This window comes from Saccharopolyspora sp. ASAGF58, from assembly GCF_012277335.1.
Lineage (GTDB): Bacteria > Actinomycetota > Actinomycetes > Mycobacteriales > Pseudonocardiaceae > Saccharopolyspora > Saccharopolyspora hattusasensis.
Map to the genome: position 1 here is coordinate 736,221 of NZ_CP040605.1, position 26,758 is coordinate 762,978.

The following is a 26,758-nucleotide window of genomic DNA, read 5'->3' on the forward strand; positions in this document are numbered from 1 at the left end:
CGCTCAGCCTTCGGCTGCTGCTTCAAGGGTGGCGATGTCGAGCTTGCCCATGCTCAGCATCGCCTTCATCGCTCGCTGGGCCTTGGCCTCGTCCGCAGCGGTGATCAGTTCGTACAGACGGCGCGGGACGATCTGCCAGGACAGGCCGTACTTGTCCTTCAGCCAGCCGCAGGGGCCGGGCTCGCCGCCCTCGCCGAGCTGCTGCCACAGCCGGTCCACCTCGTGCTGCGAGTCGCACAGGACCTCCAGCGAGATGGCCTCGGTGAACTTGAAATGCGGCCCGCCGTTGATGCCCACGAACTGCTGCCCGGCCAGCTCGAACAGCACGGTCATGACCGTTCCCGGCTCGCCCGGCCCCGCCTCGCCGTAGCGCTGCACGTGCACGACGCGCGAGTCGTCAAAGATGGCGGCGTAGTACCGCGCTGCCTCCTCGGCCGCGGTGTCGAACCAGAGGTTGGTGATGATCTTCTGCTTGATCTCGTACATGCCCGTCTCCCGTCTCGTCGCCATCATGCTGGCCGCAGACAGGTAGACCGGCCACCGCGGCAGAACTCATCGCGGGTGCGAAGTCCGTCCTCCGCAAGTTCCATTGAAATCGAACCTTCGATTTCAATGGAACTTGCGGACCCCATGTCCTCACGAGCCCTACATGGATGACCGGCATGGAGCGGTTACCAGGTCGGACGTAGCGGGTAGTGGGCGTCGGTGCCGTCCAGGCGGACGCCGAGGACCTGGTGCAGTTGGACCATGTTGCGTTCGAAACCCAGCTGGCAGGCCGCCATGTAGAGCCGCCACACGCGCGCCCGGTCGAAGCCGACCTCGGCGACCGCCTCGTCCCAGTGCTCCTCCAGGTTCCGGCACCAACCGGCCAGCGTCAGCGCGTAGTGCTCCCGCAGGTTCTCGTCGTGCCGCACCTCGAAGCCGTTGTCGTTCATCGCCGACACGAGCGTGCCCACCGGCTCCAGCTCGCCGTCCGGGAAGACGTAGCGGGCGATGAACTTGCCCGGCCGCGACCCGTGGCTGCCGTCCGGCCGGGTGATGCAGTGGTTGAGCAGCCGCCCACCGGGGCGCAGCTTGCCCGCCAGGAACGAGAAGTAGCCCGGCAGCTGCGCCAGGCCGATGTGCTCGGTGAGCCCGATCGAGCTGACCGCGTCGAATCCGGTCTCGGTGACGTCGCGGTAGTCCAGGTGGCGGATCTCGGCGAGGTCGGCCAGCCCGCGTTCGGCGATGGTCTTCTGCGCCCACTGCGCCTGCTGCCGGGACAGCGTCACGCCGAGTGCGCGCACCCCGTAGTGCTCGGCCGCATGCATCACCATGCCGCCCCAGCCGCAGCCGACGTCCAGCAGCCGCATGCCTTCCTGCAGTCCGAGCTTGCGCGCCACCAGATCGTGCTTGGTGAACTGCGCCTCCTCCAAAGTGGACGTCGCCTCGGGGTACACCGCGCAGGTGTAGGCCATCGACGGGCCCAGCACCCACTCGTAGAACCGGTTGGACACGTCGTAGTGGTACGAGACCGACTTGCTGTCGCGGCGCTTCGAGTGCCGCCAGCCGCGCGGGCGGTGTTCCACCGCCGGCGGTCGCACCGGCCACCACAACCGGTACCCGGCCAGCTTCACCGCCAGTTCGCGCCGCAGGCTCGGCGAGATGTCGTTGAGCGCCACGCTGGGGAACGCGGTCAGCGCGGTGTACATGTCGCCGTGCACCTCGATCGCCCCGGTGACGTAGGCGCGCGCCAGGCCGAGCTCGCCCGGCGCGGCGGCGAGATGCGAAAGTGCGAGCGGCGAACGGATTTTTACGCACACATCCGCCCCGGCACGCCCGGCGCGACTGCCGTCGAACGCGCGGACCTCCACCGAGACGTCGCTTCCGAGGATGCGCGTGAACGCCTCTGCCCAGCCCATCAGCGGATCTCCTTCCTGCCGCTCAGTTCGAGGGCTGCGTGGGATTTGCTTTTATGCCCGAAGGGCATTCGAGCGACGTGCCCGGCCTGCCAAAAACGACGTGACCATGACTCAAGCTGCGTAGAAATCATCTTTCCCCCACGCATTTCTCGTATAGCCCGGGAAGCCGGTCCTTCGGGTCGTACCTCTCCTTCAACTGCTGGTAGGCGGAGAGGTTGTAGAGCTGCCAGAACTCCGCTTCCTCGAAGTAGGAGTTGGAGTACAGCGACTTGTGCCCGCCGAGTTCGGTCACCGCGCGCTCGATGGCCCGGTTGTGCCGCCCCGGCGCCTCGCCCGGCTTCAGCGGCACCGTGGCCCAGAAACCGACGTTGACGTACAGCGTGTCCGGGTCCATCGGGTACAGCGGCCAGCCCTCGCGGTCGCGCAGTTGCACCGGGCACAGCCAGACCGGGGAGATCCCGATGTCGCGGTGGAAGAACTCCAGGAACTCCGGCAGCCGGTCCACCGGGATCTCCACGTCCTGGATCACCGGCTCGTTGAGGCCCTTGCCGCGCAGCACCGCGATCCGGTCGGTGACCGAGTGGCGGCGGTCCCAGGCCACGATCCGGCGGTAGACGTCGGAGCGGCGGTACTGCTGCGGCCAGAAGCGGCGGACCAGCGGGTGCTGCGCGCCGAGCGCTCGGGAGCACCAGAACCAGTCGGTGTCCCAGCGCCACAGGTAGTCGTGAATGCCCAGGTAGTCGACCTGCCGCTGCTGGATGGACCGGTAGTAGACCTGCTGCCCGGTGTAGTCGCTGGTGAACGGCGCCTCGTCCACATAGGACCCCAGCGTCAGATACTGCTCGCGTGGGCTGAACACGGTGCCGTCGACGAAGTCGACCGGCTCCCCGTCGAAGCTGCGGTCGCGGCAGATCTCGGCGATCGCCGTGGCGCATTCCCGCGCCGAGCCGAAGCGCGCGTGCCGCAACCGGACGTACGGCTTGACCTGCTCCAGCTCGATCTCCAGCCGCAGCGCATAGCCCAGCGTGCCGTAGGAGTTCGGAAATCCCCGGAAGAGTTCGGCGTGCTCGTTGTCCGGCCGGGCCCGGACCACCTCACCGGCTCCGGTGAGGATCTCCATCTCCCGCACGGATTCATGTGGGAGACCGCTGCGGAAGGAGGTGGATTCGATGCCCAGCCCGGCGACCGCACCGCCGAGCGTGATCGTCTTGAGCTGGGGCACCACCAGCGGGATGTGCCCGGACGGCAGCAGCGCGTCGACGATGCTCTCGTAGGTCGCCATGCCCTGCACCTGCGCGGTGCGGCCGGCGGAATCCACCTCCAGCACCCGGTTGAACCGCCCGACGTCCAGTCCCGGCCCCTGCGACGGCGCGCGGAAGCGGAAGAGGTTCGAGGTCGGTTTGGCAAGGCGCACTGGCGCGCCGGCCGGCAACCGGCCGTACTGCGCCACCAGAGCGGATACTTCGTCGGAATGGCTTTCTGCCACGACTGTTCCCCGATCGGCCATGCCTCGACTCTATTGCTGGTCCAGCCCCCAGGCATCCCGTTTTACGTGGACCGAACGTGGCGGCAACGCGGGTGAAAGGGGTAAATCAACCAGGCGGGACCGTCGGCGACGGTCGTCGGGGATCGCAAAACGCCAGGTGATCGACGTAGAACCGGTGCGCTATCAAAGATCCTTGCTTGCCGCATGCAAATGCAGCGGGATTTCGGTCACATCGGCACCGGGCCGGTGCCGCACGCCGACCGTGAGCCTTCTGGGCGGCAACAGCAACCCGAAAGACTCATGGCAGGCGATGCGACTTCACCACGAACGACGCAGCGCCCAGGCGCGCAGGCCGCGGAAGCCCTGCACCTTGGTCGGCCCCACCGAGATCAGCCGGTACTCCGGGTGCCCCCGCAACGCGGCCGCCAGCTCCCGCTCCACCAGCACCGAGGCCGGGCACGCCACCGACGCGAAGGTCTCGATCTTCGTCGCCTCCGCCCCGCGGGACGTCCACCAGCCGTTTGTCCGCTCGACCAAACGAGGCTCGAAACTCTCATCCGACCCCACAACCAAGTGACGCGTCGGCGGCGCGTAGGTTTCGCCGCGACGTGCAATCCCTTCGGTGATGCAGGACACGGACGACGTTGCGCGGGACGTCCACCGGGCCGGATCACGCGATGTACGTACCCTTTCGCGCAGGACGAACGCATTCGGGAGAATCCGTGACCACACCAAGCCTGACCCCAGGGCGGGGGATATTCCGCCGCAAGCCGATCGACTCGATCGTCGAGGACGACGGAGAGACCGGGCTCAAGCGCTCGCTGGGCCTGTGGCAGCTCACCGCGATCGGCGTCGGCGGCATCATCGGCGCCGGGATCTTCTCCCTGGCCGGCGCCGTCGCCAACGAAAAAGCCGGACCCGCGGTGTTGATCTCCTTCCTGATCGCGGGTATCGCCAGCGCGGCCGCGGCGTTCTCCTACGCGGAGTTCGCGGGCATGATCCCCAAGGCCGGTTCGGCCTACACCTACGGATACGCGGTGCTCGGCGAGGTCGTCGGCTGGCTGATCGGCTGGGACCTGCTGCTGGAGTACACCGCGATCGTCGCGGTGGTCGCCATCGGCATCTCGGGTTACTTCAACGAGCTGCTCGGCTTCCTGCATATCGATCTGCCGCTGTGGATGATGGGTGCGCCGGGCACCGAGGACGGCGCCGCCCCGGCGGGCAGCTACAAGATCAACCTGTTCGCGGCGCTGCTGTGCCTGCTGATCGCCTTCATCCTCAACCAGGGCATGAAGAGCGCGGCGCGTTTCGAGACGCTGCTGGTGTACCTGAAGGTCGCCGTGGTGCTGGTCGTGATCGTCGTCGGCGCGTTCCACATCAACACCGGCAACTACAACCCGTTCTTCCCCTTCGGCATCAGCGGCGCGTTCGCCGGTGCGGCAACGGTGTTCTTCGCGGTGTTCGGCTACGACGCGATGAGCACGGCGGCGGAGGAGTCCAAGGACGCCCAGCGGCACATGCCGAAGGCGATCATGTACTCGCTGGCCATCTCGATGGTGCTCTACGTGCTGGCCTGCCTGGTGCTGACCGGCATGATCCCGTACCAGCAGATCAGCGCCGAGAGCGCGTTCGCCACGGCCTTCGCCGACGTCGGTCTGCCGGTGCTGGGCGCGGTCATCGCCGTCGGCGCCATCCTGGGCATCCTCACCGTGCTATTTACTTTCATGCTCGGCGTGACCCGGGTGGGCTTCGCGATGAGCCGGGACGGCCTGCTGCCGAAGTGGTTCTCCAAGACCCACCCGGTGCGCAAGGTGCCGAGCCGCTTCACCTGGCTCATCGGCATCGCCTCGGCACTGATCGCGGGTCTGCTGCCGATCGGCGAGGCCGCGGAGCTGACCAACATCGGAATCCTGCTGGCGTTCGTGATCGTGTGCGCCGCAGTCATCGTCCTCCGCTACAAGCGGCCGGAGCTGCCACGCGGGTTCAAGTGCCCCGGCATGCCGATCGTGCCGATCATCGGGATCGTGTTCTCGATCTGGCTGGTCACCTTCCTCGACCCGGTGACGTGGTTGCGGTTCGCCGTCTGGTTCGCCATCGGCCTGGTGATCTACTTCGCCTACGGCTACCGGAAGTCGAAGCTCAACGAGCTCTCGTCTACCGACCCCCAGAAGTGAGCCGTTGACCCCGGTCGGAGGACCGGGAACCCGGACCCCGGAACGCCGGACGTCGTCTCCCTACGACGTCCGGCGTTCCGGCGTTCCGGTAGTGCGATTTCAATGGAAATCGAAGGTCCGATTTCCATTGAAATTGCTGGAAATGGAATTTGGTGTCCGCGAAGCGGAAGAACTCGCGATCGATCAAGGGTGTTCGCTGCGTCTCAGCGTGCACTGGGTCACAGCGTCGCACGGCATCGGCGTCCTAGGGTTTTTCCCAGCGCCGCCGGAAATCTCCCGGGGGCGTCTGAGTTCCTACCGGGCCTCAATGCCGAGGGGTGCCTGTGACGCGCGTTCGCGAACTGAGCCCGTATGTCGAGTTGCACCGCGCGCAGTGGCGGGAACTACGCGACTCCCTTCCCCTGCCGCTGACCGAGGACGAGCTCGTCGCCCTGCGCGGGCTCGGCGAGCCGGTTGACCTCGCCGAAGTCGCCGACGTCTACCTGCCGCTGTCGCGGCTGATCAGCCTCCAGGTGGCCGCCCGCCAGCGGCTGCACGAGACCACCACGACGTTCCTGGGCGAGGAGACCCGCGGCACGAAGGTGCCGTTCGTGATCGGCATCGCAGGCAGCGTCGCGGTCGGCAAGTCGACCACCGCGCGGATCCTGCGCACGCTGCTGGCCCGCTGGCCCGACCACCCGAGGGTCGACCTGGTCACCACCGACGGCTTCCTGTACCCGAAGGCCGAGCTGGTGCGCCGCGGCCTGATGCACCGCAAGGGCTTCCCCGAGAGCTACGACCGGCGGGCACTGCTGCGCTTCGTCACCGAGGTGAAGTCCGGGGCGCCAGAGGTGGCCGCGCCGGTCTACTCACACGTCGCCTACGACATCCTGCCCGGCGAGCAGCACGTGGTCCGCAAGCCGGACATCTTGATCATCGAAGGGCTTAACGTGCTGCAGCCCGCGCCGAGCCTGGCCGTGTCGGACCTGTTCGACTTCTCGATCTACGTCGACGCGCACACCGACCACATCGCCCGCTGGTACACCGACCGCTTCCTGACGCTGCGCAGCACGGCGTTCGCGAACCCGAACTCGCACTTCCACCACTTCGCCGAGCTCTCCGACGACGAGGCGCGCGCCGAGGCCGAGCACCTGTGGCGCACGATCAACGAACCGAACCTGGTGGAAAACATCCTCCCGACCCGCCCCCGCGCAACCCTGGTGCTGCGCAAGGACATCGACCACTCGATCAACCGGGTCCGCCTCCGCAAGCTCTGACGCCGGACGCCGATCCCAGATAGCGCAACGAAAAGTCCAGGTCACCGCTTTTGCCGCCGGTACGATCACGAGATCGGCGGTGGATCTGGCAGTCCGGCGATGATGGGATACGGCAACGGGTTCAGTCCTCGCCCTCCTGTGACCCCGGTCAGGTCGTGAGTGCATAAGCGGGTGGGAGCCCGCTTGCGCACTCACGACTGCCAGGAACGTCTCGGGGTGCAGCCTGCCGGCGAGTGGACCGCGTACGGCTGGTGGCCCGGCGACGGTGCTGATCCGGCGTCCTACGACGACTTCGCCTTGCTGGTGGCGAGCACCGCAAGAACGCTACCGAGTGGCCGTCAGCGGCGGGCGGTCCGGCGGGCGAGCAGTAGTTGCAGGTGGGCGCTCAGGCGTTCTGTCGGGTTGGCGAAGTCGATGCCCGTGATCTCACCGGCCCGGCGGACCCGGTAGCGGAGGGTGTTCGGGTGGACGTGCAAGCCGTCGCTGGCCGCGCGGACGTCGCCGAAGGCCTCCAGGTACGCCAGCAACGAGCGGGCCAGGTCGGTTCCGTGCTCCGCGTCGTGCTCGTGCAGCGCCGCCAGGCGGGAGTCGCGGAACTGCTCGTTGCCCTGCAGCACCGTCAGGATCTCGCTGATCACCACCTGCGCCCGCACATCCGAGATGGTGGCGATCTCCGCGTGCAGGTCGTGGGTCATCGCGTCGAGGATCCGGTCCGCCTCGGTGCGCGACTCCGCCACCTCGTCCAGCGTCCGGACCGCCGATCCAACGCCCACCTGCACCCGCGTCCGCAGGTGCTGCTTGGCCGCCGCCACGATCTCCCTGGTCAGGCCCAGCGCCGACGCCACCGCCGAGCGTTCCGGCAGGTCCGGCAGCAGCACGTACACCCGTGAACCGATCGTGGTGACCAGCGCGCTGCGCCGGTAGGCCGAGGCGTGCACCGAGATCAGGCTGGTCATCTCGGACCGCTGCAGCTCAAGTTCGGAGCGGTCCGCGCTGGCGTCCGACGGGCGCAGCGTGAACACCACGACCACCGCCGGCTTCGCCGGATCCGCACCGATGTTGCCGGCCACCGACTGCGCGTCGATGAGGCCGTCCAGCAGACCCGTCAGCAGGTTCTCCCGGAACCGCGGCCCGGCCGTGGCCTCGGTGCGCTGCCGGATCAGCTGCAGCGCCGCCACGCGCGCCGCGCCCAGCAGCGCCCGCTCGGAATGCTCGGACAGCGGCCGCTTGCCCTCCTGCACCCAGATCGTGCCCAGCGGTTGGGCGCCCGCGTGGATACCGACCGCCATCCGGCGGCGGATGCCCAGGTCCGGCCGCTCGTCGATGCGCACGACGTCCTCACCGGCACGCAACCGCTGGTAAACGCCCCATTCGCGGAGCATCGCCAGGTACGGCTCCGGCCCCTGCCGCCCCAGGATCGACAGGCGGCGCAGCTCGTCGACCTCGTCGTCGGAGCGCGAATACGCCAGCACGCGGCTAGCGGTGTCCTCGATCGCGACGATGCCGTCGGTCATCGCCGCCACCGTTTGGGCCAGCGAGAACAGGTCGCCCAGCGCCTCGCCCAGGTCCGCGTCGGTGGTCAGCCGGGCGTTGTCGACGGCCGAACGCGCGAAGGACTCCAGCTGCTCCCAGCGGACCTCGGGCCGCACGCCGAGCAGCGCGATCCGGCAGTCGATCGCGGTGTCGCGCAGGGCCCGCGCGTCGGTTTCGGAATCGACCTTCACCGCCACGGCAGCCGCCCCGTCGCGGGCCGCGGCGCGCACCAACCGGGCGGCCGCCCTGCCCCGCGCGCCGATGACCAGCACGAAATCGCCGCTGCGACCGCTGCCGGACTCCTCCTCCGGGTCGACAATTACGACGTCGCGCACCTCGACGTCGAAGCCGCGCGGCGCCGCGAGCACGTCGACCAGCGGTTCCCCCACTGCGATCAGGAGTTGGCGCAACGGCACGCCCACCACGGCAACGCCCACGGCGTCAACTTCGACCTCGTGCAACCCAAGGACCCCACTTGTCCAACCGAACAATCCAACAATGTCAACGATAGCCGAACGGACAAGCCCGGGGCGCTAACGAAACCTTAACCTCCCAAGTGACAGGACCTTTCCCCGACAGCGACTTCCCGCAAGGAGGCGAAATTGGCCATGGACGCCATCACTTCGGTACCGGTGCCTTACAACGAGCCGGTCAAGGGCTATGCGCCCGGCTCGCCGGAGCGGGAGTCGCTGCAGAAGCGGGTCGCGGAGCTGGAGTCCGAGCGCATCGACCTGACCCAGACCATCGGTGGCGTGCAGCGGCTCGGCGGCGGCGAGCGCTTCGATGTCGTTCAGCCGCATGACCACCAGCACGTGCTGGGCATCGCCGCGCAGGCCACCACCCAGGATGTCGCCGACGCCGTGCAGGCCGCCAAGGACGCCGCCCCCGCCTGGGCCGCGACGTCGTTCGACGAGCGCGCCGCGGTGCTGCTGCGCGCCGCGGACCTGTTGGCGGGGCCGTGGCGGGACACCATCAACGCCGCCACCATCCTGGGCCAGTCCAAGTCGGCGCAACAGGCCGAGATCGACGCCGCGTGCGAATTCATCGACTTCCTGCGGTTCAACGTCCACTACGCCCGGCGGATCATCGCCGAACAGCCGCGGTCGGTGCCCGGCGAGTGGAACCGCATGGACTACCGCCCCCTGGACGGGTTCGTCACCGCGATCACGCCGTTCAACTTCACCGCCATCGCCGGCAACCTGCCCACCGCCCCGGCGCTGATGGGCAACACCGTGGTGTGGAAGCCGACGCCCTCGCAGCAGTTCGCCGCGCACTTCACCATGCGCCTGTTCGAGGCCGCCGGCCTGCCGCCCGGGGTGATCAACCTGGTCACCGGCGACGGCCAGGCCGTCAGCGAGGTCGCGCTGACCGACCCCGGCTTCGCCGGCCTGCACTTCACCGGCTCCACCGCCACCTTCAAGAAGCTGTGGCGGATCATCGGCGACAACCTCGACGCCTACCGCTCCTATCCGCGCATCGTCGGCGAGACCGGCGGCAAGGACTTCATCGTCGTCCATCCCTCGGCCAACCCCGCCCCGCTGGCGGCGGCGTTCGCCCGGGGCGCGTTCGAGTACCAGGGCCAGAAGTGCTCCGCCGCCTCCCGCGCCTACGTGCCGCGCTCCATCTGGGAGGGCGGGCTGCGCGATGAGCTGGCGGAGCTGACCAGCACCATCCGCTACGGCGACGTCACCGACTTCTCCCACTTCGGCGGCGCCGTCATCGACCGCCGCGCCTTCGCCAAGCACAAGGCAGCGCTGGACCGAGCGGCCAAGACCGACTCCATCGAGGTGCTCGTCGGCGGCGGCTACGACGACGCCACCGGCTACTTCGTCGAGCCCACCGTGCTGGTCTGCGACGACCCCAGCGACGAGGTGTTCACCACCGAGTACTTCGGGCCGATCATCGCCGTGCACGTCTACGACGACGCCAAGTACTCCGACATCCTCGACGTCGTCGACGCCTCCAGCCCCTACGCGCTCACCGGTGCGGTGTTCGCCACCGACCGCAGCGCCATCGGGCTGGCGCACCAGAAGCTGCGCGGTGCGGCCGGCAACTTCTACGTCAACGACAAGCCCACCGGATCCATCGTGTCCCGCCAGCCCTTCGGCGGCAGCCGCGGCTCCGGCACCAACGACAAGGCCGGTTCGCTGCTGAACATCCAGCGCTGGACCAGCCCCCGGGCCATCAAGGAAACCTGGGACGCCCCCACCCACATCGGCTACCCGCACATGGGCTGAGGGCGCGGGGACCGCAACCGCAAGTTCCATTGAAATCAGACCTTCGATTTCAATGGAACTTGCGGACCCCGTGGCCGGAACACGATTCACTCCGGACCCTTCGCTGGTGCGCCTCCGGCGAACCGCGGCACGCAATTTCGACTGCAGCCAATTTCGACTGCAGCCAACGCGGAAGGCAGCCAACGCGGACGGCAGGAGATTCCCGAACACCGAGCACAGCTGCGAAGAAGGAGACCGACGATGCTGCGCAGCACCCTGCTGGCCGCCTCCCGTTCCCGGGGCGTGCGCCGACTCGTGGAAGCCAACCCGCTGACCAAGCCGGTCGTAGCGCGGTTCGTCGCCGGCACCACGCCCGAGGACGCGGTCCGGGCCACCCGAGCCCTGCGTGACCAGAACATGTACGTCACGCTCGACCACCTCGGCGAGGACACCCTCGCTGCGCAGCAGGCCGCCGACACCGTCCGCGCCTACCAGCAGATGCTGCAGGTGCTCTCCGCCGAGGGCCTGGCCGACCGGGCCGAGGTCTCGGTGAAGCTCTCCGCGGTCGGGCAGTTCCTGCCCGCCGACGGCGAGAAGATCGCCCTGGACAACGCCCGCCTGATCTGCGAGGCCGCGGCCGCCGCCGGGACCACGGTGACCCTCGACATGGAGGACCACACCACCACGGACTCGACGCTGGGCATCCTCCGCGACCTGCGGGTCGACTTCCCGTGGGTCGGCGCGGTGCTGCAGGCCTACCTGCATCGCACCGAGCAGGACTGCCGCGACCTGGCGGGCGAGGGCTCCCGGGTGCGGCTGTGCAAGGGCGCGTACTCCGAGCCGGCTTCCGTCGCCTACCAGGACAAGGCCGAGGTGGACCGCTCCTACGTCCGCTGCCTGAAGATCCTGATGGAGGGCGACGGCTACCCGATGGTGGCCAGCCACGACCCGCGGATGGTGGCGATCGCCGCCGACCTGGCCGCGCGGTCCGGGCGCAGCGCGGACAGCTACGAGTTCCAGATGCTGTACGGCATCCGGGCCGAGGAGCAGAAGCGGATCGCGTCCGAAGGCAACAAGCTGCGGGTTTACGTGGCCTACGGCGACGAGTGGTACGGCTACTTCATGCGTCGCCTCGCCGAGCGCCCGGCCAACCTCGTCTTCTTCCTGCGCTCGCTGCTCTCCCAGAACTGACCCAGCGCCCCGGAAGGCTGAACTGCTTCCCGGAAGTTGGACTGAGAAATTCAGTTCTGACCTTCGGGAACAGTTGCATGGCAGGGCCAAGTTCGTTGACCGAGGAGCAGCGTGCCGCGGCGATAGAGTTGTTCGATGACGGTTGGGCGAGGAGGTCGGTCGCGACCAGGCTTGGTGTGTCTGTCTGGGCGGTTGGCCGGTTGTATGACCTGTGGCGGGTGCGCGGGGGTGCGGCACTGGTGAGGAAACCGTCGAAGCGATCGTTCTCCTTCGAGTTCAAACTCGAGGTTACGCTGGACGACTACATCACCTGGTTCAACACCAGCCGGGGCCACACACACTGTGAGGTTCTGAGCCCGGTGCAATACCGGACCCAGACCCTCGCGGCCTAGAGTCTTACTTAACGAGTCCAACTCCCGGAGCCCCCCAGCCCGAGGCCTGAACGGGCAGCGTGAGCTTCGAGGACACCCGCGAGGTGGTGGCCCGGCTCGACTGCCGAGGACGAACCGCGGGGAACCTCGTTGGCATTGCTCGAATTTTTCGGGTAGTCCGAACCCGTCGGCGACGGCCCACTGATCGTCCGCTTCCAGCGAGCACGACTCGCGCCGGTCACGATCAAGTGCCGTGAGTACTTTTCGGTGCTATAGCGCCGAAAAGTACTCACGGCCGTTCACCAGCCAATCGGGTCCGTAATCACCAGTCCGCCAAAATTGTCGAAAACGAGCGTTAACGTCCTCAAAGGGAATCCACGACACGCCAGAGCGAGACGGAACCGCAGGTCAGCGACACCTTTGGAAGGCATCGGGGGGTGATTTGTCAAGTCGGCCGCGGCAACAGGATCGGCGAGTTGTCAAATAGCGCGCTGAACTGGATTTCTGGGCAGCACAATGATTTTTGTGTACCGTTTGCCGGCAGCGGGGAAATCGTGACATCGCGGTCGGGGACAACTGCGCCCATCGACCGGCCTGAACGGAGGACACCATTACGGCTCCGGCACGCACCAGACGATCCGGTATCCCGACCCGGCTCCAGGCGACCTTCCACCCGGACGGCCCGTTGCCGTCCGCCGGGTACCTGGCCCTGTGGGGCACCGACGACCCGTCCGCAGCGGCGAGCGACCTCGGGTTTCCGCTTGGGGCGCAAGGAGAACTGCCGACCGTCCGGAAAGCCGGGCGCAAGGTCGCGGCGGCCGACGTGCCCGCCGTACTGGTCCCGATCGGCGACGCGCTCGCTCCCCTCGCGGCCCTGCCGACGCCGGATCGGTGGCTGGGCTGGCGCCGACCCGGCGACTCACTGATCGCCTGGAGCGTCGCCACGAAACTGGCCCTGGAGCACGTCGCCGCCGGACATCTGGTGCCCGAGGTGCGCGACGACGTCGCACGCTGGCGGCTGGCGAACCTCCACGACGGTCGGCTTGCCGCGCTGGCCGAGGCCATGCCACCGGCCGCACACGCGCTACGCCGCGACGACGGACTTTGGACCGCAGCGGCGTTGCTCGCCGCCTTCGGCGACGCCGTCACGGACGTGTGCGCGCGAGGCACTGCCATCGCCGGCAACGGCTCCTGGGGCGGGACGTGGGTCACTGCGCTGACCGGCCCCGACGCGACCGTGCGTCTCGACGAGCAGGTCAGGGCCGAGCTCCAGGGATGGGCCCGCCCGCTGCCGGCGGGCCCGGCCGGTCCGCTCGGCGGTCGGCTCCGGCTGCGCCTGGAAGTCCCCACCGATGGCGAAACGTCGTGGGCGCTGAGCTTCCACCTCCACGCCGCGGCCGACCCGAAGGTGGCGGTGCCCGCCGAGCGTGCCTGGTCCGCGGGCAGCGCGACCCTCCAGTTGCCGGGCTGTTCCATCGGCGCACCGCAGGATTCGCTGGTGCGTGGGCTGGCCGAGGCAGCCCGCATCTTCCCGCCGCTGGACGCGGCGCTGTCGGAGCGGCAACCGACCGAGGTCCGGCTGGACGTCGCGCAGGCGGCGGAGTTCCTGTCCACCGGCGAACCGGCGCTGACCGCGGCGGGCATCGCGGTCGACGTGCCGACGGACCTCACCGGGGTGCGCCGCCTGCGGGCCCGGCTGCGGTCCCTGGATTCCGCCCAGTTCCGCTGGGAGGCCGCGATCGGTGACCATGCGTTGAGCGCGTACGAGCTCGACGAGCTGATCGCATCGGGCCGGCCGCTGGTCCGCTGGCACGGCCGGTGGGTGCGCGTCGACCTGACCGAGGCGAAGAACGTCCGCGCCGTGCTCGGGAAGACGCAGACGCTGTCGGAGGCCGAGGCGCTGGCGGCGGTGCTGGAAGGACGTCGGTCAACCGAGCTCGGCGAGGTCGAGGTTTCGGCCGGCGGACGGCTGCGGATGCTGGTGGAACGGCTCGGCGAGCCCGCGCGGGAGCCGCAGCTGGTCGGCATCGAGGCGACCCTCCGCGACTACCAGCATCGCGGTGCGGCCTGGCTGCAGGACATGGCGGAGCTGGGTTTCGGCGCGGTCCTCGCCGACGACATGGGCCTCGGCAAGACGCTGCAGACCATCACGCTGCTGGCGGCCCGAACCGGTGCCCGCCCGCAGCTGGTGGTTTGCCCGACCTCGGTGGTGGACAACTGGCAGCGCGAACTCCACCGGTTCGCCCCGAAGCTGCAGGTGGTCCGGCACCACGGCCCCCGGCGCCCCACCACGGCCGGCGCGTTCACCCCCGGCTCGGTCGTGATCACCACCTACCCGCTGCTGCGCGCCGATGCCACTCTATTGTCCGAAGTGGACTGGGACGTCGTGGTGCTGGACGAGGCGCAGCAGATCAAGAATCAGGCCGGGCAGACCGCGCAGGCCGCAGGCCGGCTGCGCGCCAGAGCCCGGGTAGCGTTGACCGGCACCCCGGTGGAGAACCGCCTCGCCGAGCTGTGGTCGATCATGCACTTCGCGAACCCTGGACTCCTGGGCCGTTTCCCCCGCTTCAAGGAGCGGTTCGCGATACCGATCGAGCGCTGGCACGACAACGACGCCGCACGGCGGCTGCGCTCGGTCGTCGCCCCGTTCCTGTTGCGCCGCCTCAAAACCGAGGTCGCCACCGACCTGCCCCCGAAGGTCGAGTCGGTGGTGGCCTGCGCGCTGACCGATGAGCAGGGCCGCCTGTACCGGAGGACGGTGCGGGACACCTTCGACGACGGGCTCGGCAGCGGCATCCGGCGGCGCGGACGCATCCTCAGGCTGCTGACCGCGCTCAAGCAGATCTGCAACCATCCCGCGCACTTCCTCCGCGAACCCGGGCCGCTGCCCGGCCGCTCCGGGAAGCTCACCCGCGTCACCGAGATGCTCGCCGAGGTGGTGGCGGCCGACGACCGGGCGCTGGTGTTCACCCAGTACCGGGTGATGGGCGGGCTGCTCGCCGCACACCTGGCCGCCGAGCTGGACCTGCCCGCGGTCCCGTTCCTGCACGGCGGCGTCGGCATGGCGCGTCGGCAGGCGATGGTGGACGCCTTCCAGCACGACGACGCGGCCCCACCTCTGCTGATCATCAGCCTGAAGGCGGGCGGCACCGGCCTGAACCTGACCCGCGCCACGCACGTCGTGCACTACGACCGGTGGTGGAATCCGGCGGTGGAGGACCAGGCGACCGACCGGGCGCACCGGATCGGCCAGTCCCGCCGCGTGCACGTCCACAAGCTGGTCACGCACGGCACGCTCGAAGAGCGGATCGCCGATCTGCTGGAGCAGAAGAGAGCCCTGGCCGACTCGGTGATCGGCAGCGGCGAGACCTGGCTGACCGAACTGACCGACGACGCGCTGCGCGAACTGGTCGAACTGTCCACGGAGGACTCATGAGCGGCACGAGCTTCGGAGCGACATGGTGGGGGCGGCGCTGGCGGCGCACGCTGGAGTCGCTCGGCGCCACCTACCCCAATCCCCGGCTGCCGCACGGACGAACGCTGGCGCGAAGAGGCGCGGTGCAGGACCTGGCCGTCGAGCCGGGAGCGGTCCGCGCCCGGGTGCACGCGCGCAGCCAGGTCCACGATGTCGTCCTGACGCTGCCGGTTTTCACCGACGCCGACTGGGAAACCGCCGTCGAAGCGCTGGCCGGTCAGCTCCGGCATGCCGCCGCCCTGCTGCAAGGCGAACTGCCGGAGGATGTCGACGACACCCTGCGCAACGTGGATCTGTCGCTGTTCCCGCAAAGCGGCGAGCTCGACTCGACGTGCGCCTGCACCAGCAAGATCGAGCCCTGCGCGCACGCCACGGCGGTGCACTACGTGCTCGCTCCGATGCTGGACACCGACCCGTTCCTGCTCACCAGGCTGCGCGGCCGGGACCGCGAGCCGCTGCTGGCCGCGTTGCGCGCGGCGCGCTCCGGCGGCGCGGTCGAATCGGAGCCAGAGCGGTTGACGATCGACCAGCTCGACCCGGAAGCGCTGTTCACGGCGCGCGGAGACCTCGCCGCCATCGCGGTCCACCCGCACCAGCCCGACGGCCGGGTGCCGGAGGCATTGCGAGTGCTCGGCGAGATCCGTGGCATCGACCGGGAAACCTGGCAGCACCTGGTTGCGGCCGGCCAACGCGCCCGAACCCGCGCATGGGACCTCGCCGAGGGCTCGTGACGCTGGCTCAAGAACGCTTGCGGTTGAGGAACTCCGTTATGAACCGCTGCGGTTCACCGGTGTCGAAGGCAGCGCCGAACTCGGTGACGCTGTTCGCGACGGCCTGGTCGATCGGCAGATCTTCCCAGAAGCGCAGGAGTTTCTTCTGCTGCCGGGCCGCGGCCGGGCCGAACTCGACACGCGCCCATGGCCAGTCCCCTCGGAGCACGAGCCATGCGCACCCCGTCAAGTTTCGGGCGCTTTCCGTAGCAATTGCGTCAAGACCCCTGGCCACGGGTTCCCGGCGAGCTTGACTGGGTTGGTAACCGCCTGCGAACGAAGGCAGGGGACGTGGCGATGCGAAGTTTCCGGAGTTGTGGCCCGGCTCGTCGGTCCGTGGCAGGGCCCGCGACGTCGTCGGCAGTGGGCTTCTTCGTCGTAGCGGCGGGGACGGTGGCTGCCGGCGTGGCTGCTTGGTGGTCGGGCGCGTCGGTGGCCGGGTTGGTCGTGCTCGGCCTCGTCGTCGGCGGATATGCCGTCGCGATCCGCAATGCCCCGGGCGCACTGGGCACCGCGGTGTTGGGCTGGATGTTCCTGAACGGCTTCGTGGTTCACAGTCGCGGGGATCTCGCATGGGAAGGCTTCAGCGACGGCGTGCGGCTGGGCGCGCTCGCGGGTGCCGCGCTCACCGGCATCCTCTGCGGTTGGGTCGCCGTCCGCGCTCGCGAGCGGTCGACGACCTCGATGTCGATTCCCACCGCTCGTCCCGCCCCGCGAGACAAGTTGGTCGCGCCGTCGAACGGCCACCGACCGGGCGCGGGAAGCAAGCGCTCCCCCGCGCACATCCGGTCGATGTCGGGTAGGCGATGAAGGGGGACGTCATGGCGGATCTGGCATTCGTGGCGTTGACCATCGTGGTCTTCGTCGTGCTGGCGCTCGTGATTCGGGCGGTCGAGCGGCCCGCGGAGAACGTCAGGAAGACCTTGTCGTAGTCGTCGGGTTGGATGCCGGTGCCGCGGTCGATGATGCGGACTTCGGCGTGGTCGGCGAGCGCGCTGGCGGTCACGAGCACGGCCTGGCCGGGTGGGTTGCCTCGAAACCAACCCCGACCGCCCTCGCCACCTGCTGACCGAAGCCGGCATGGGCTACCGCTTGCAACCCTGAGAAACCGAGCGTGCGCGGGGAATCCCAGCTTGGGTCTCCGGGCCGGCGATGCGCGGGATGGGGCGGGCAACCCCCCGACGGTCACCCGGGCCCCTTTCCCGACTCCTGGCGATGTCCCCGAAACCTCACCAGGCACATGCGCCCCTGGTCCCGAAATCAGCGACGCATGTAGAAACAGCGTGGCGAGCTGCCAGCCGGTCGCGCAACCGGCGGAAGAAAACTCTGCGTTTCGCTGAACCACGCCACCAACCAAAACACACAGAAAACCACTCTTTTCCGGCGGGAAACAAAGCGAACGAAGTGCTCTGCTGTCCCAGAAACATCCAGCACAACCCTCGAGCAACAGCGCTGCGCCTCCGGGCCGGGCGGATTCCCGGCTCGGAGGCGCAGCGTGACGGAGTTTTCAGGTGTTCAGCGCCACACCAGGTCCCGCGGCTGGGCCGCCTGGCGTGCGGTGCTTCGAGAGAACCGGGCCACTACAGGTTGTGCGAGAGCAGCCGGCTCAGCGCCTCGTCGAAGCTCATCCACCGGTGTTCGTCACCGGGTGCGACCGCGTCGTAGGTGTCGTTCAAGAACTCCGCAAGCTGATCGGCATTCACTTCGAAGGCGGCCTGCCCTGACGGCGAGCTCAACTCGATCACGACCAACCCCGGATCGTCCAGTCGAGGGCGGATTCGCACGTCGCCTTCGCCTGCCTCGGCGACCAGCCCGTCGGCCAGCAGGTCGCGGGCGATCACCCAATCCACCTGACCGGCCTTGCCCACGTTGAGCTTCATGCTGACCTCGTACGGGTTGCGGCTGTCGTACCCCAGTTCCACGCCAACCGGCGCGATCACACCCGCCGGGGCTACCAGGTTGAAGACCATGGTGGCGAGCACCGTGCCGTGATCGTTTGCCATCATGTCCGCACTCCCAAGCGTCGGCTTCACTTCCTAGATACCAGCATGCCCAACCCGGGTTCATGTCTTCTTCACGATGTCTTCAGATCCCTGGTGGCAATCCACCCCCGGGCTCCCAGCGAGGAACCTTCACTCGCACCGAACCCACGGGACTCGAGGCGTCCCGGCAGCAGACGCCGGGCGACCACACCGACCAGGTGCTGCGGGCACTCGGCGACGACCCAGATGACGAACCGCCAACAGCCTCGGTCCCGGCTTCTCCGCGCTGCTGCTGCCTTTTCGCTGCCTCAACAGCTTATAACGATCAAAGCCCCTGCCGGAAGATCACCGACAGGGGCTTTGACCTGCTAAAACAATGGTGCGCGATACTGGGATTGAACCAGTGACCTCTACCGTGTCAAGGTAGCGCTCTCCCACTGAGCTAATCGCGCGAGGCGGAGGCGGGAATCGAACCCGCGTACAGGGCTTTGCAGGCCCTTGCCTAAGCCACTCGGCCACTCCGCCGGACTCCGCATCCATACCGAAGCCGGCTGGACCGCCAGAGAATCCAGAGCGGACGACGGGATTCGAACCCGCGACCCTCACCTTGGCAAGGTGATGCGCTACCAGCTGCGCTACGTCCGCCTGCCTGCGACTTCAAAGTCCGGGATCTTCCGGCCCGTCCGCCGCGTTGCACAGTGAACTCTAGACCACTCCCACGACCACGATCAAAGGGGGGTCCACCCGGCCGGAACGAGACCGCGCCGAGTCGGCGTTCGCCCAGATCAGCCCAGGTCGTGGGGCAGCAGCCGGGTCAGCGCCTCATCCACGTCGACCCACAGGTTCTCGTTGCCCGGCACCACGACGTCGTAGGTGCGGTCAAGGAAGTCGGCCAGCTCCTGTGCCGAGGCCTCGAACACCGCGTGGCCCGACGGCGAGCTCAGCTCGATCGCCACGACCTCCGGGGCGTCGAGGGCCGGGCGGATCGTCACGTCGCCCTCGCCGGCGTGCGCGATCAGACCGTCGGCGAGCAGGTCGCGGGCGAACACCCACTCGACCCAGCCGGCGCGCCCTGTGCGGAACGCAGCCACCACCGCGTACGGGTCCCGGGTGTCGTAGCGCAGCTCGACCTGGACCGGCACGGCCGGTGTCTGCGGAGCCAACAGATCGAACACAGCTGTCGAACGCAGTGTCACATGATCGTTACGCATTGTCCTCCCCTTCCTGCTCCTCCCGGTCCCCTTATCGACCGAGCAACATAGTTGTGACGCCTCATCGGGCCGATACGCTCGCAACTACCGCATAGACCACCCATACGGGGCAGGCCCCACTTCGCTGGGCAATCACGCGAACGCACAGCGTGTTCAACCGGCTCCGGTACCGGAGCGGACCGCAGGCCGGCCGCCCCATTGCGAGACGGACCGGATCCGTTGTCCACACCGGAAGAAGATCCGTCGCGAACAAACCCGACAGAGGACGTTGAGTCGCAGGATCGGCACCTACCCAGTGACCAAGCTCCGCTACATTCCGTAACCGAACGAACCGCTCTTGTACCGAGCCTTCGATTCCGCCGCCCTCGCCTTGCGGAACTCGCCGCCGCGCCCGGCTGACCACCGGGTTTACCACTTCGTCGAGCTCGCCTGACGTCCACTCGAGAATAGGCGACCAAACCGCTCGCCATTCTCGCAGCGCGACCAGCCGGTGAGACGCTCGCCACCACAGTTCCCCATATCGGGCTAATGGCTTGCATCTCCTCCGTAACCAACCACGCGTACGTCGAACAGTCTGTCGAGAGCGACGTCACAATGTGACCAGGATCGAAGGACCACAACAGGGCCGAAAGGCCCAACGTCGAGCACAACCGTCAATGATCCCGATCACACTTCGGAGGGCCTGGCAAACCCGCGACGCCCGAGTGCCCGCTTGACACGCGGTGACCCACGGCACGGTCCCCACCCGGACAAGGCCCGTATTCTGGCCCAGACCGGACACCGCGAGCGGCGCGGTTACAACCGGCAGAACATGACGAACGTTCGCAACCGGCAGGTGGACAACACTGAACGAGACAGCCGAGTCGGACCCCCGCAACACCAGCACGGAACCCGCCGACCGCCAGCACACGCCCCGGCTGCACGCCATCCGGGAAGGCCTGCACGCCTTCCGCGAACGCATCCGCCGCAAGCCCGGGCTGAACACCAGCTACCGGATCGCGCTCGGCGTCTTCGGCACCTTCGTGCTCGTCGCCGGCATACTGATGATCCCCTATCCCGGTCCCGGCTGGCTCGTCGTCTTCGCCGGCCTCGGGATCCTCGCCACCGAGTTCCACTGGGCCCACCGCGTCAACACCTTCGCCAAGCGCCACTACCAACGCTGGGCGCGCTGGCTCGGCCGCCAACACCTCGCCACCAAGCTCGCCGTAATGGGCGCCACCTGCCTCGTCGTCCTCACGACGCTGTGGCTACTGGGCGTGTTCAACACTGTCGGCGGCTGGCTAGGCCTGCACTGGAACTGGTTGGCCTCCCCCCTGTTCGGGGCCTGAAAACGATCGTGTATTGTTCTTCTCGTCCCCGGGAACGGGGACGAAACAACAGAACAAGGGCGATTAGCTCAGGGGGAGAGCGCTTCGTTCACACCGAAGAGGTCACTGGTTCGATCCCAGTATCGCCCACGCGACGCGTGTGCCCCTGACCAGCATGGACAGGGGCACACGCGCATTTCTGGAGAAACGAATATCGCGGTTTCCCCTGGCGTGGTGCCTAAAGTGGTACCTAAACGGCCCCGAATCAGGCTTACTCCGTCTCGTCTTCGGCTCGGGGCAGGAACAGCCCGCCGATGTCCTCGGCGGCGTCCCGATCCAGATCGGGTACGTCCTCGGAGTAGGTGTCCAGGGTGAAGGCCACCGTGGAGTGGCCGAGCCGACTGCTGACGATCTTCGGGTGCACGCCGGACCGCAGGGCGATCGTGGCGTAGCTGTGCCGCACGCCGTGCAGGGTGATCAGTGGCAGCCGGGCGCTGTCGACGAGCGCGTTGAACTTCTCGGTGACCGTGTCCGGGTAGATCCGCGAACCGTCCTCCCAGCAGAACACCAGACTGTTGTCCTGGTAGTCCTTGTCGAACGCCTCCCGCTCGGCGTCGAGTCGGGCCATGTGCTCCCGCAGGACAGCGGTCGTGTACCGGTCCAGGGCGACCGGTCGCCGACTCCTCTTGCTCTTGCCTCCCCCCGCGACGACCTTCCCGCCGGCGACCACGCTCGTGATGTTCATACGCACCGTCGCGCCTCCGGCTGCGTTGAGGTCCAGCCCATCGCGGGTCAACCCGCAAAGTTCGGACCGCCGCATTCCGGTGGACGCCACCAGCACCCACAGGCCGTAGAACCGATCGGTCCGTGCCACTTCGAGGAAGCGGGACATCTGCTCGGCCGTCCACGTCTTGTGCGGCCGACGAATGAGAGAGGGTGCCTTCACACCGTCCATGGGGTTCGCTCCTATGCATTTCCATGCTTTCGCCGTACTGAACGCCGAGCCGAGCATGATGTGAACGCTCTGCACGGTCTTGGGCGCATAGCCGGTCGTCGGTTCGGCCGGAACACGGCCGACTTTGTATCGGCGCACCGCTTTATACGCGCCTTTATGGGTCACACCGACCTTCTCAGCAATCTGACGAATGCTGATCTCCTCGCCTCGTTCCTGGGCAGACTTCCACAACTGGTACATCTCCCAGTTCGTATCGCGCTTGCTCATTCGCGCTTTGGTGAGCAGATACTCATACAGAGCAGCGATCACAGAAGGCGTTATGTCCTGCAAAGGCCGCTTTCCGATGAACGGCAACACGTAGAAGCGGGCGAGATTCTCGTAGTTCGCCGCCGTTGTCGCTTCGGCCGTCGTCCGCACGTAGGGAAACCACGACTCGAAGAACGCCATGCCGTTCTGCCGAGAGGGCTTGACGTAGGTCTCAGTGGCCAGAGCGGCACGCGCCTCCAACATCGCATCCCACGCGTCGTCGTATGTGTCGAACCCGCTCTTACGAATCTCCGGTTTCTTGCCTGTCAACACGTCCGGTGACCCATAGAACTTGTAGGCCCACTTGTTGCCGCGCTGGAACACGCTGCCAGGCACGGTCTTTCGCTTGTCCTTCTTTCGGCGCTGGCTCATGCAGCGTCTACCTCCGAAATGTTTCCGGCGTCTGGGATTGCGACTTCCTTGAGGCGGGCGCGAATGACGTACACACGCCGACCAAACCGCTTCACCGGCAGCAGCCCCGCCGCCGCGTAGCGATAGGCCGAGGCTCGACTCAGACCCAGCAATTTCGCCGCCTCGGGTACCGCGATGAACGCCGGGCCTTCACTTTCCACGGTCACGCTCGGCTGCGGAGTCGGCTGCATCGCTTGGTTCCGCTCCTCCTGGAGCGCCGACACGGCGGCAGACAAGGCGGTCAGCACAACGGCCAAGCTGGTGTTCGAACTGTCAACCATCGCATCAGCCCCGAGGTTGGGAGCAATCACGATGGACTTGCGGCGACTACTCATGGTGACTCCCTGGGTAGTGGTGTGGGTGGCCGGTCTGGCCGGTAGGCTCGCGATCTTCTGTCAGGCTCGGAAGTCGGCGTTTTAAACCCGGAAACCCGGGGCGGGCCGATGAGCTGGGGTTTTGGTTCCGGGTTTGTTCCGGGTTTCCGGGTTCTGGATCCCGGAATCGCCGGGTTTCCGGGTTTGGTGGTGGTCTCGCCGGGTTTGAACCCGAACCCCATACAGCGGTGCTATTGCTGGTCATCGTGGGTTTCTCCGGGTTTCCGGGTTTCCGGGTTTGATTCCGGGGAGTTGCGGTGTTCCGGTTTGGCGTTCGACCCAGTACGTCCGCGAGTTGGTCTCTGTGTCGATCACGCTGCGTAGAACGATGTCGCCGCGCCACCGGCCGAGCTGCCCGGTCAGTTTGTGCCCCAGGGACTTGGGGCTGGGCAGCTTTCCTGTGTTGGTGGTGGGGAAGCTCCCAACCCAGGGATCGGCGCCGGGGCCGGGTTCAGCGGTGGCCCGAAGTTCGCTGGCCGTCATGGGTTTGGTGCCGTGGAGTGCATGCCAGCGCAGCAGGAAGGCCCGCCACTCGGCGGCGTCGTCGTCGAGCTCGCGGGATTCCTCGGCGTTGGACAGGAAGCCGCCGATGCCGTGGTGCTCGAGGAACCCGCCGATGTGCTGTGCCCAGCGGGTGAACTGCCGCATCTGCGGCACGCTGGTCGAGGTGGGTGCTCCGGCGGCGGTCCAGTCCAGGATCAGCGTCAGGACGTGGCGTAGGACGGTGGCCTGGTTGGCGGGGTCGAGGATCCAGCTGTCGAGATTGGGGATGGTGAACCCGCTACGCGCCTCAGGCCGGGGGCAGTCGGGGTCGAGGCGGACCCAGACGGTACGGCTGGCCATGTCCCCACCGACCCGCAGGTTGTTGCCGGTGGCCAACCAGAGCCGGTCGTTGGGGAACGTCGGCGTGGTGTTGGTGCCAAGCTTGCGGTCGGTCCAGGTCCGTTCCGTCACCAACCGGGCGAGGACAGCGGAGTTGATGACCGCGCCCTCCTCAAGGTTGTCGAACACGGTGACGCCGACCTGGTCGGCCAGTACGGAGGTGATGGACTTGCGGAGTTCCTCCTCGGAGTCGGTCCAGGTCAGCACCCGCTGGCCGACCAGTAGCCCGACGCAGCCGGAGAGGATGGTTTTGCCGCTGCCGGGCATGGTCGCGTCGATCACCCCGAACGGGGAGAGGGCCCGGGTGAACGGGCGGATGATCGGGGTGACCAGCAGGCCCAGGTAGTTCGCCCGGTCCGCCGGGGTGCGCCAGGGGAAGTCGTGCAGGAACCGGTCCAGCAGGAACTCCCGTGCCTGCTCGACCTGCGCCGCGGTGGGGCGCTCGGGCACGGGGTCGAGGTGGGCGCGGCCGGCGAGCAGGAACCCGGTCGCGGGGTCGTAGCCGGGCTGCTGCAGCAAAGTCCCATCCGGGCGTAGCACGGGGGTGGAGATGATCCGCCGCAGGACCGGCAGATCCGGCCAGGACCGGCGCGCGAGCACCGAGCCCAGCACCTCTCGTTTCGGGGACACCTCGACCTCGACGTGGTTTCCTTTCTTGTCCTCTCCGGACTGCACGATGCTGGCGTGTTCGGCCAGCAGGCTGGCCAGCAGCGGCGGCCGCAGCGGCGACGCGGACAGGGGCAGGGCCACGTCGTCGTCACCGGCGGTGGGGTCTCCGGCCCCGGAGACGGCTTCGACGATCACCGGCATGCCGTCCTGGACGTAGGTGTCCGGCAGCAGCCGGTTGCCCACCGCGGTGGTGAGCACCCGGATCGCGTCCGGGTCCGTGGTGACCCGCACCCTCGGCCGGCCATCGGCATCGACCGGCCACATTGGCGGGCGCGTGGAGCTGTTGTTGTGTGGTTCGGTCATGCGGCTGTCTCCTGGTGCTCTGGGTCGGCAGCGGTGAAGCAACCGCAGCCGCCCCAGTCGAAATCGAGGGCTTCCTGGTCTGCCTGGCCGCTGGTGATGCGTTCCCGCAGAACGGCCAGCGGCAGCGGTGTGGTGGTGCCGCCGCGCCGGTCCCGCAGGATCGCCACGTCCTTGCCCAGCTCCGCGCGTAGCGCGTTCTCTTCGGCTTCCTCGGCCGCGAACCGTTCGGGATCGACCTCGAACAGCCGCGCCCATTGGGCCTGCCCCGCGCGTACGCAGGCCCCGCCGCAGTTGTTGTGCGGGAACCCCAGCCGGTAGAGCCTCGGGGGCGTCAGCCCCGCCGCGCGCGCCTCACGGATCAAGGCGTCCTTGTCCAGGTACGGCGGTGCACACAGCGGGGTCCGGGTGGGCCAGGGCTTCCACTTGGCTTCGATGGCGGGGATCCGGTGGGGTTCGGACCAGTCGATGCCGACATAGACCGTGGCCGTGTCCGGGGTGGTGTTGGCTTCCATCCAGTCCCGGCAGACCTTCTGCTTGAGCCGGTAGCTACAAGGCGCGATCTGGGAGTTGCCGATGCGCCGCACGTCCCGGAACACCTGCCACGGCCTCCGGCCGTCGGCGACCCGCGTGATGGGGACACCGAGCTGGGCGGCAGCGTCGTCGAGGAACCGGTAGAGGTCCGGGTCCTCTGCCAACGTGTCGGCGAACAGCAGCACGGTGGCCGCTGTGCCGCGCTGGTCGATGACCTGGCGTGCGGTCGCCCAAGAACCAATCCCGCCGGACATCATCACTACATGCCGGTGAACGTTCACGCGGCACCCCCGAGACCGATCAGGGAGTCGGGGCCGTCATGGGTGCCGCGCTGCCAGCCGCGGGCGGCGTTGCGGCGGGCGGCGGCTTCCTCGACGGGTTTGCCGGTGCGCTGCCGCCGGCGGATCGCGGCCGCCACCAGCGCATCGATCGCCTCGTACTCACTCCACGGGGCGTTGTCGTGGGTGGCGAGGTTGGCCAGCCGCCGAGCGGAGTTCCAGACGATCTGCCACCGCTCGCCGTCGAGGGTTTCGACCTTGTGTAGTTCGCCGTCCCAGATCCGCTGCCAGTAGCCGGGAGCGTGGTTGCCGGGCTGGCTCCGCCCGAGGTTGGGAGCTTTGCTCGGCGGGACCACGCGGGGCGCTGGAACGACGCGCGGACGCAACCAGTCGGTCAGCGCTGCGATCGTGGTGGTGGCCGAGATGCGGGTGTAGTTGCCGGTGGTGTCTTCCGGTGGGGCGGTGATCTGGCAGCCGGGGGCGACGACGTAGCCGCCTTCGGCGCGGATGTCGATCTGGTGTCCGACCCGGCCTTTGGCGTCGCTGGGCACGTGGAGGCCGTCAGGGCGGCGGAAGAAGAGGTGCCTGCCGTCGGTAGGGGTGGCGATGGTGAGGGTGTCGGGCCAGGGCACCTGCTCTGCGGTGATGATCGCGTGCAAGGCTCCCAACCCGTCGGCAACCACTTCGGGCACGTCGTGCGCGGCGGGTGCCGGGGGTTTGGGCTTGCGGTCAAGATCGAGCACCACGAGCTTGGACGGGCCGGTGGCGATGCCGACGTTGGCGCGTGGTGTCCGCGCCCACCACTGCCGGATCTGAGCGGTGTTGGTGGTGGCGGACTTGTAGCCGTGGCAGGGCCGGTCCGCAGTGAGGCACGGGCATTCGGCCGGGGTGCACTGCCCGGCGTTGCAGCGTCGGCAGTTCCCCCACGGCTGCTTGCTGAACGGCCGCAGAGGGAACACGTACATGCCTTGCCGGGTAAGCCAGGCGGCTATTTCCAGAGAAGAGGACATGGTTCACCTGTGACTGTGTGTAGTCGAATGTGGGTGTGGTGACAGCAGGGAGGGAGGTGGCGCGGCCGGTGCCACGGGCGTGTTTCTGCTGGTTCTGGCCCGGTTTTGGGCGTGCGCCTCCCCTGCCTCCCTTACGGGGGTTGCTGCTGGTGATGTTGGGGAGGGA

Annotated in this window: 22 protein-coding genes and 4 tRNA genes; 10 read left to right on the plus strand and 16 right to left on the minus strand. The window is 67.9% G+C overall.

Features of this window, described 5'->3' with window-relative positions; translation table 11 throughout:
• Positions 1-3: 3 nt before the first annotated feature.
• From FDZ84_RS03135 to FDZ84_RS03150, 4 genes are all read right to left on the minus strand, one after another.
• Positions 4-486 carry a VOC family protein gene (locus FDZ84_RS03135; RefSeq protein ID WP_168584633.1) on the minus strand — a complete coding sequence of 161 codons (483 nt, stop codon included), beginning with the start codon at positions 484-486 and terminating at the stop codon, positions 4-6.
• Positions 487-671: 185 nt separating this feature from the next.
• Positions 672-1,901 (minus strand): cyclopropane-fatty-acyl-phospholipid synthase family protein, encoded by a 1,230-nt coding sequence (locus FDZ84_RS03140; protein WP_168584634.1) that lies wholly within the window; start codon positions 1,899-1,901, stop codon positions 672-674.
• 127 nt (positions 1,902-2,028) lie between these two features.
• Positions 2,029-3,408, minus strand: a complete 1,380-nt coding sequence (locus FDZ84_RS03145; RefSeq protein ID WP_168584635.1) for an FAD-binding oxidoreductase — start codon at positions 3,406-3,408, stop codon at positions 2,029-2,031.
• Between the two features lie 297 nt (positions 3,409-3,705).
• Entirely contained in the window at positions 3,706-3,924 is a 219-nt protein-coding gene (locus FDZ84_RS03150) for a hypothetical protein (RefSeq protein WP_246868761.1), read from the minus strand.
• A 185-nt stretch (positions 3,925-4,109) separates the two neighbouring features.
• On the opposite strand from FDZ84_RS03150, the gene FDZ84_RS03155 reads away from it, so the two are divergent.
• Together FDZ84_RS03155 and coaA are read left to right on the plus strand one after the other, a co-directional pair.
• Positions 4,110-5,561: an amino acid permease gene (locus tag FDZ84_RS03155; RefSeq protein ID WP_168584636.1), complete on the plus strand. Its 1,452-nt coding sequence runs from the start codon at positions 4,110-4,112 to the stop codon at positions 5,559-5,561.
• Between the two features lie 323 nt (positions 5,562-5,884).
• Positions 5,885-6,817 carry a type I pantothenate kinase gene (coaA, locus tag FDZ84_RS03160; protein ID WP_168584637.1) on the plus strand — a complete coding sequence of 311 codons (933 nt, stop codon included), beginning with the start codon at positions 5,885-5,887 and terminating at the stop codon, positions 6,815-6,817.
• Positions 6,818-7,155: 338 nt separating this feature from the next.
• Here the strand turns inward: coaA and FDZ84_RS03165 are convergent, their stop codons facing one another.
• Positions 7,156-8,811, minus strand: coding sequence for a CdaR family transcriptional regulator (locus FDZ84_RS03165; protein WP_246868762.1), 1,656 nt, complete (start codon positions 8,809-8,811; stop codon positions 7,156-7,158).
• Between the two features lie 147 nt (positions 8,812-8,958).
• Here FDZ84_RS03165 and pruA point away from each other — a divergent pair, with 147 nt between their 5' ends.
• The 5 genes from pruA (at position 8,959) to FDZ84_RS03190 (ending at position 16,334) form a co-directional block, all read left to right on the plus strand.
• A complete protein-coding gene (gene pruA / locus FDZ84_RS03170; RefSeq protein WP_168584638.1) occupies positions 8,959-10,587 on the plus strand; it encodes an L-glutamate gamma-semialdehyde dehydrogenase in 1,629 nt (542 codons plus the stop codon).
• Positions 10,588-10,827: 240 nt separating this feature from the next.
• Complete coding sequence (locus FDZ84_RS03175) at positions 10,828-11,757, plus strand: proline dehydrogenase family protein (RefSeq protein ID WP_168584639.1); 930 nt, start codon at positions 10,828-10,830, stop codon at positions 11,755-11,757.
• Positions 11,758-11,834: 77 nt separating this feature from the next.
• On the plus strand, positions 11,835-12,149 hold the full coding sequence (locus FDZ84_RS03180) for an IS3 family transposase (protein WP_168584640.1): 315 nt from the start codon (positions 11,835-11,837) through the stop codon (positions 12,147-12,149).
• Positions 12,150-12,813: 664 nt separating this feature from the next.
• Positions 12,814-15,564 (plus strand): DEAD/DEAH box helicase, encoded by a 2,751-nt coding sequence (locus FDZ84_RS03185; RefSeq protein WP_246868763.1) that lies wholly within the window; start codon positions 12,814-12,816, stop codon positions 15,562-15,564.
• Positions 15,561-16,334 (plus strand): hypothetical protein, encoded by a 774-nt coding sequence (locus FDZ84_RS03190; RefSeq protein ID WP_168584641.1) that lies wholly within the window; start codon positions 15,561-15,563, stop codon positions 16,332-16,334. Before FDZ84_RS03185 ends, FDZ84_RS03190 begins: the two co-directional genes overlap by 4 nt.
• Positions 16,335-16,341: 7 nt before the next feature.
• On the opposite strand, the gene FDZ84_RS03195 is transcribed toward FDZ84_RS03190, so the two are convergent.
• Positions 16,342-16,542, minus strand: coding sequence for a hypothetical protein (locus tag FDZ84_RS03195; RefSeq protein WP_210435409.1), 201 nt, complete (start codon positions 16,540-16,542; stop codon positions 16,342-16,344).
• A gap of 236 nt (positions 16,543-16,778) precedes the next feature.
• Between FDZ84_RS03195 and FDZ84_RS38505 the strand changes: the two genes are divergently transcribed.
• Positions 16,779-17,183, plus strand: a complete 405-nt coding sequence (locus tag FDZ84_RS38505; protein ID WP_246868764.1) for a hypothetical protein — start codon at positions 16,779-16,781, stop codon at positions 17,181-17,183.
• A gap of 770 nt (positions 17,184-17,953) precedes the next feature.
• On the opposite strand, the gene FDZ84_RS03205 is transcribed toward FDZ84_RS38505, so the two are convergent.
• The 5 genes from FDZ84_RS03205 to FDZ84_RS03225 form a co-directional block, all read right to left on the minus strand.
• Entirely contained in the window at positions 17,954-18,379 is a 426-nt protein-coding gene (locus FDZ84_RS03205) for an SsgA family sporulation/cell division regulator (RefSeq protein ID WP_210435410.1), read from the minus strand.
• Positions 18,380-18,732: 353 nt separating this feature from the next.
• Positions 18,733-18,807: transfer RNA gene (locus tag FDZ84_RS03210), tRNA-Val, on the minus strand.
• A gap of 1 nt (position 18,808) precedes the next feature.
• A tRNA-Cys gene (locus FDZ84_RS03215) sits at positions 18,809-18,880 on the minus strand.
• Positions 18,881-18,927: 47 nt separating this feature from the next.
• Positions 18,928-19,000: transfer RNA gene (locus FDZ84_RS03220), tRNA-Gly, on the minus strand.
• A gap of 140 nt (positions 19,001-19,140) precedes the next feature.
• Positions 19,141-19,566, minus strand: coding sequence for an SsgA family sporulation/cell division regulator (locus FDZ84_RS03225; protein ID WP_168584642.1), 426 nt, complete (start codon positions 19,564-19,566; stop codon positions 19,141-19,143).
• A gap of 977 nt (positions 19,567-20,543) precedes the next feature.
• Between FDZ84_RS03225 and FDZ84_RS03230 the strand changes: the two genes are divergently transcribed.
• Complete coding sequence (locus tag FDZ84_RS03230; RefSeq protein WP_256413738.1) at positions 20,544-20,894, plus strand: TIGR02611 family protein; 351 nt, start codon at positions 20,544-20,546, stop codon at positions 20,892-20,894.
• A 57-nt stretch (positions 20,895-20,951) separates the two neighbouring features.
• A tRNA-Val gene (locus FDZ84_RS03235) sits at positions 20,952-21,023 on the plus strand.
• A gap of 121 nt (positions 21,024-21,144) precedes the next feature.
• Here the strand turns inward: FDZ84_RS03235 and FDZ84_RS03240 are convergent.
• The 5 genes from FDZ84_RS03240 to FDZ84_RS03260 form a co-directional block, all read right to left on the minus strand.
• Complete coding sequence (locus tag FDZ84_RS03240; RefSeq protein ID WP_168584643.1) at positions 21,145-22,506, minus strand: site-specific integrase; 1,362 nt, start codon at positions 22,504-22,506, stop codon at positions 21,145-21,147.
• A complete protein-coding gene (locus FDZ84_RS38510; protein WP_246868766.1) occupies positions 22,503-22,880 on the minus strand; it encodes a helix-turn-helix domain-containing protein in 378 nt (125 codons plus the stop codon). Before FDZ84_RS38510 ends, FDZ84_RS03240 begins: the two co-directional genes overlap by 4 nt.
• 240 nt (positions 22,881-23,120) lie before the next feature.
• Entirely contained in the window at positions 23,121-24,773 is a 1,653-nt protein-coding gene (locus FDZ84_RS03250; protein WP_210435411.1) for a hypothetical protein, read from the minus strand.
• Complete coding sequence (locus FDZ84_RS03255) at positions 24,770-25,585, minus strand: hypothetical protein (RefSeq protein ID WP_210435412.1); 816 nt, start codon at positions 25,583-25,585, stop codon at positions 24,770-24,772. The genes FDZ84_RS03250 and FDZ84_RS03255 overlap by 4 nt, the downstream gene beginning before the upstream one ends.
• Positions 25,582-26,592: a bifunctional DNA primase/polymerase gene (locus FDZ84_RS03260; RefSeq protein WP_168584644.1), complete on the minus strand. Its 1,011-nt coding sequence runs from the start codon at positions 26,590-26,592 to the stop codon at positions 25,582-25,584. Before FDZ84_RS03260 ends, FDZ84_RS03255 begins: the two co-directional genes overlap by 4 nt.
• Between the last annotated feature and the right edge of the window lie 166 nt (positions 26,593-26,758).

Bases quoted from the DNA above. Each gene is read 5' to 3' on its own strand.
- FDZ84_RS03135 (WP_168584633.1), bottom strand. From the start codon at position 486: ATGTACGAGATCAAGCAGAAGATCATCACCAACCTCTGGTTCGACACC.
- FDZ84_RS03140 (WP_168584634.1), bottom strand. From the start codon at position 1,901: ATGGGCTGGGCAGAGGCGTTCACGCGCATCCTCGGAAGCGACGTCTCG.
- FDZ84_RS03145 (WP_168584635.1), bottom strand. From the start codon at position 3,408: ATGGCCGATCGGGGAACAGTCGTGGCAGAAAGCCATTCCGACGAAGTA.
- pruA (WP_168584638.1), top strand. From the start codon at position 8,959: ATGGACGCCATCACTTCGGTACCGGTGCCTTACAACGAGCCGGTCAAG.
- FDZ84_RS03175 (WP_168584639.1), top strand. From the start codon at position 10,828: ATGCTGCGCAGCACCCTGCTGGCCGCCTCCCGTTCCCGGGGCGTGCGC.
- FDZ84_RS03180 (WP_168584640.1), top strand. From the start codon at position 11,835: ATGGCAGGGCCAAGTTCGTTGACCGAGGAGCAGCGTGCCGCGGCGATA.
- FDZ84_RS03190 (WP_168584641.1), top strand. From the start codon at position 15,561: ATGAGCGGCACGAGCTTCGGAGCGACATGGTGGGGGCGGCGCTGGCGG.
- FDZ84_RS03205 (WP_210435410.1), bottom strand. From the start codon at position 18,379: ATGATGGCAAACGATCACGGCACGGTGCTCGCCACCATGGTCTTCAAC.
- FDZ84_RS03225 (WP_168584642.1), bottom strand. From the start codon at position 19,566: ATGCGTAACGATCATGTGACACTGCGTTCGACAGCTGTGTTCGATCTG.
- FDZ84_RS03240 (WP_168584643.1), bottom strand. From the start codon at position 22,506: ATGAGCCAGCGCCGAAAGAAGGACAAGCGAAAGACCGTGCCTGGCAGC.
- FDZ84_RS38510 (WP_246868766.1), bottom strand. From the start codon at position 22,880: ATGAGTAGTCGCCGCAAGTCCATCGTGATTGCTCCCAACCTCGGGGCT.
- FDZ84_RS03250 (WP_210435411.1), bottom strand. From the start codon at position 24,773: ATGACCGAACCACACAACAACAGCTCCACGCGCCCGCCAATGTGGCCG.
- FDZ84_RS03260 (WP_168584644.1), bottom strand. From the start codon at position 26,592: ATGTCCTCTTCTCTGGAAATAGCCGCCTGGCTTACCCGGCAAGGCATG.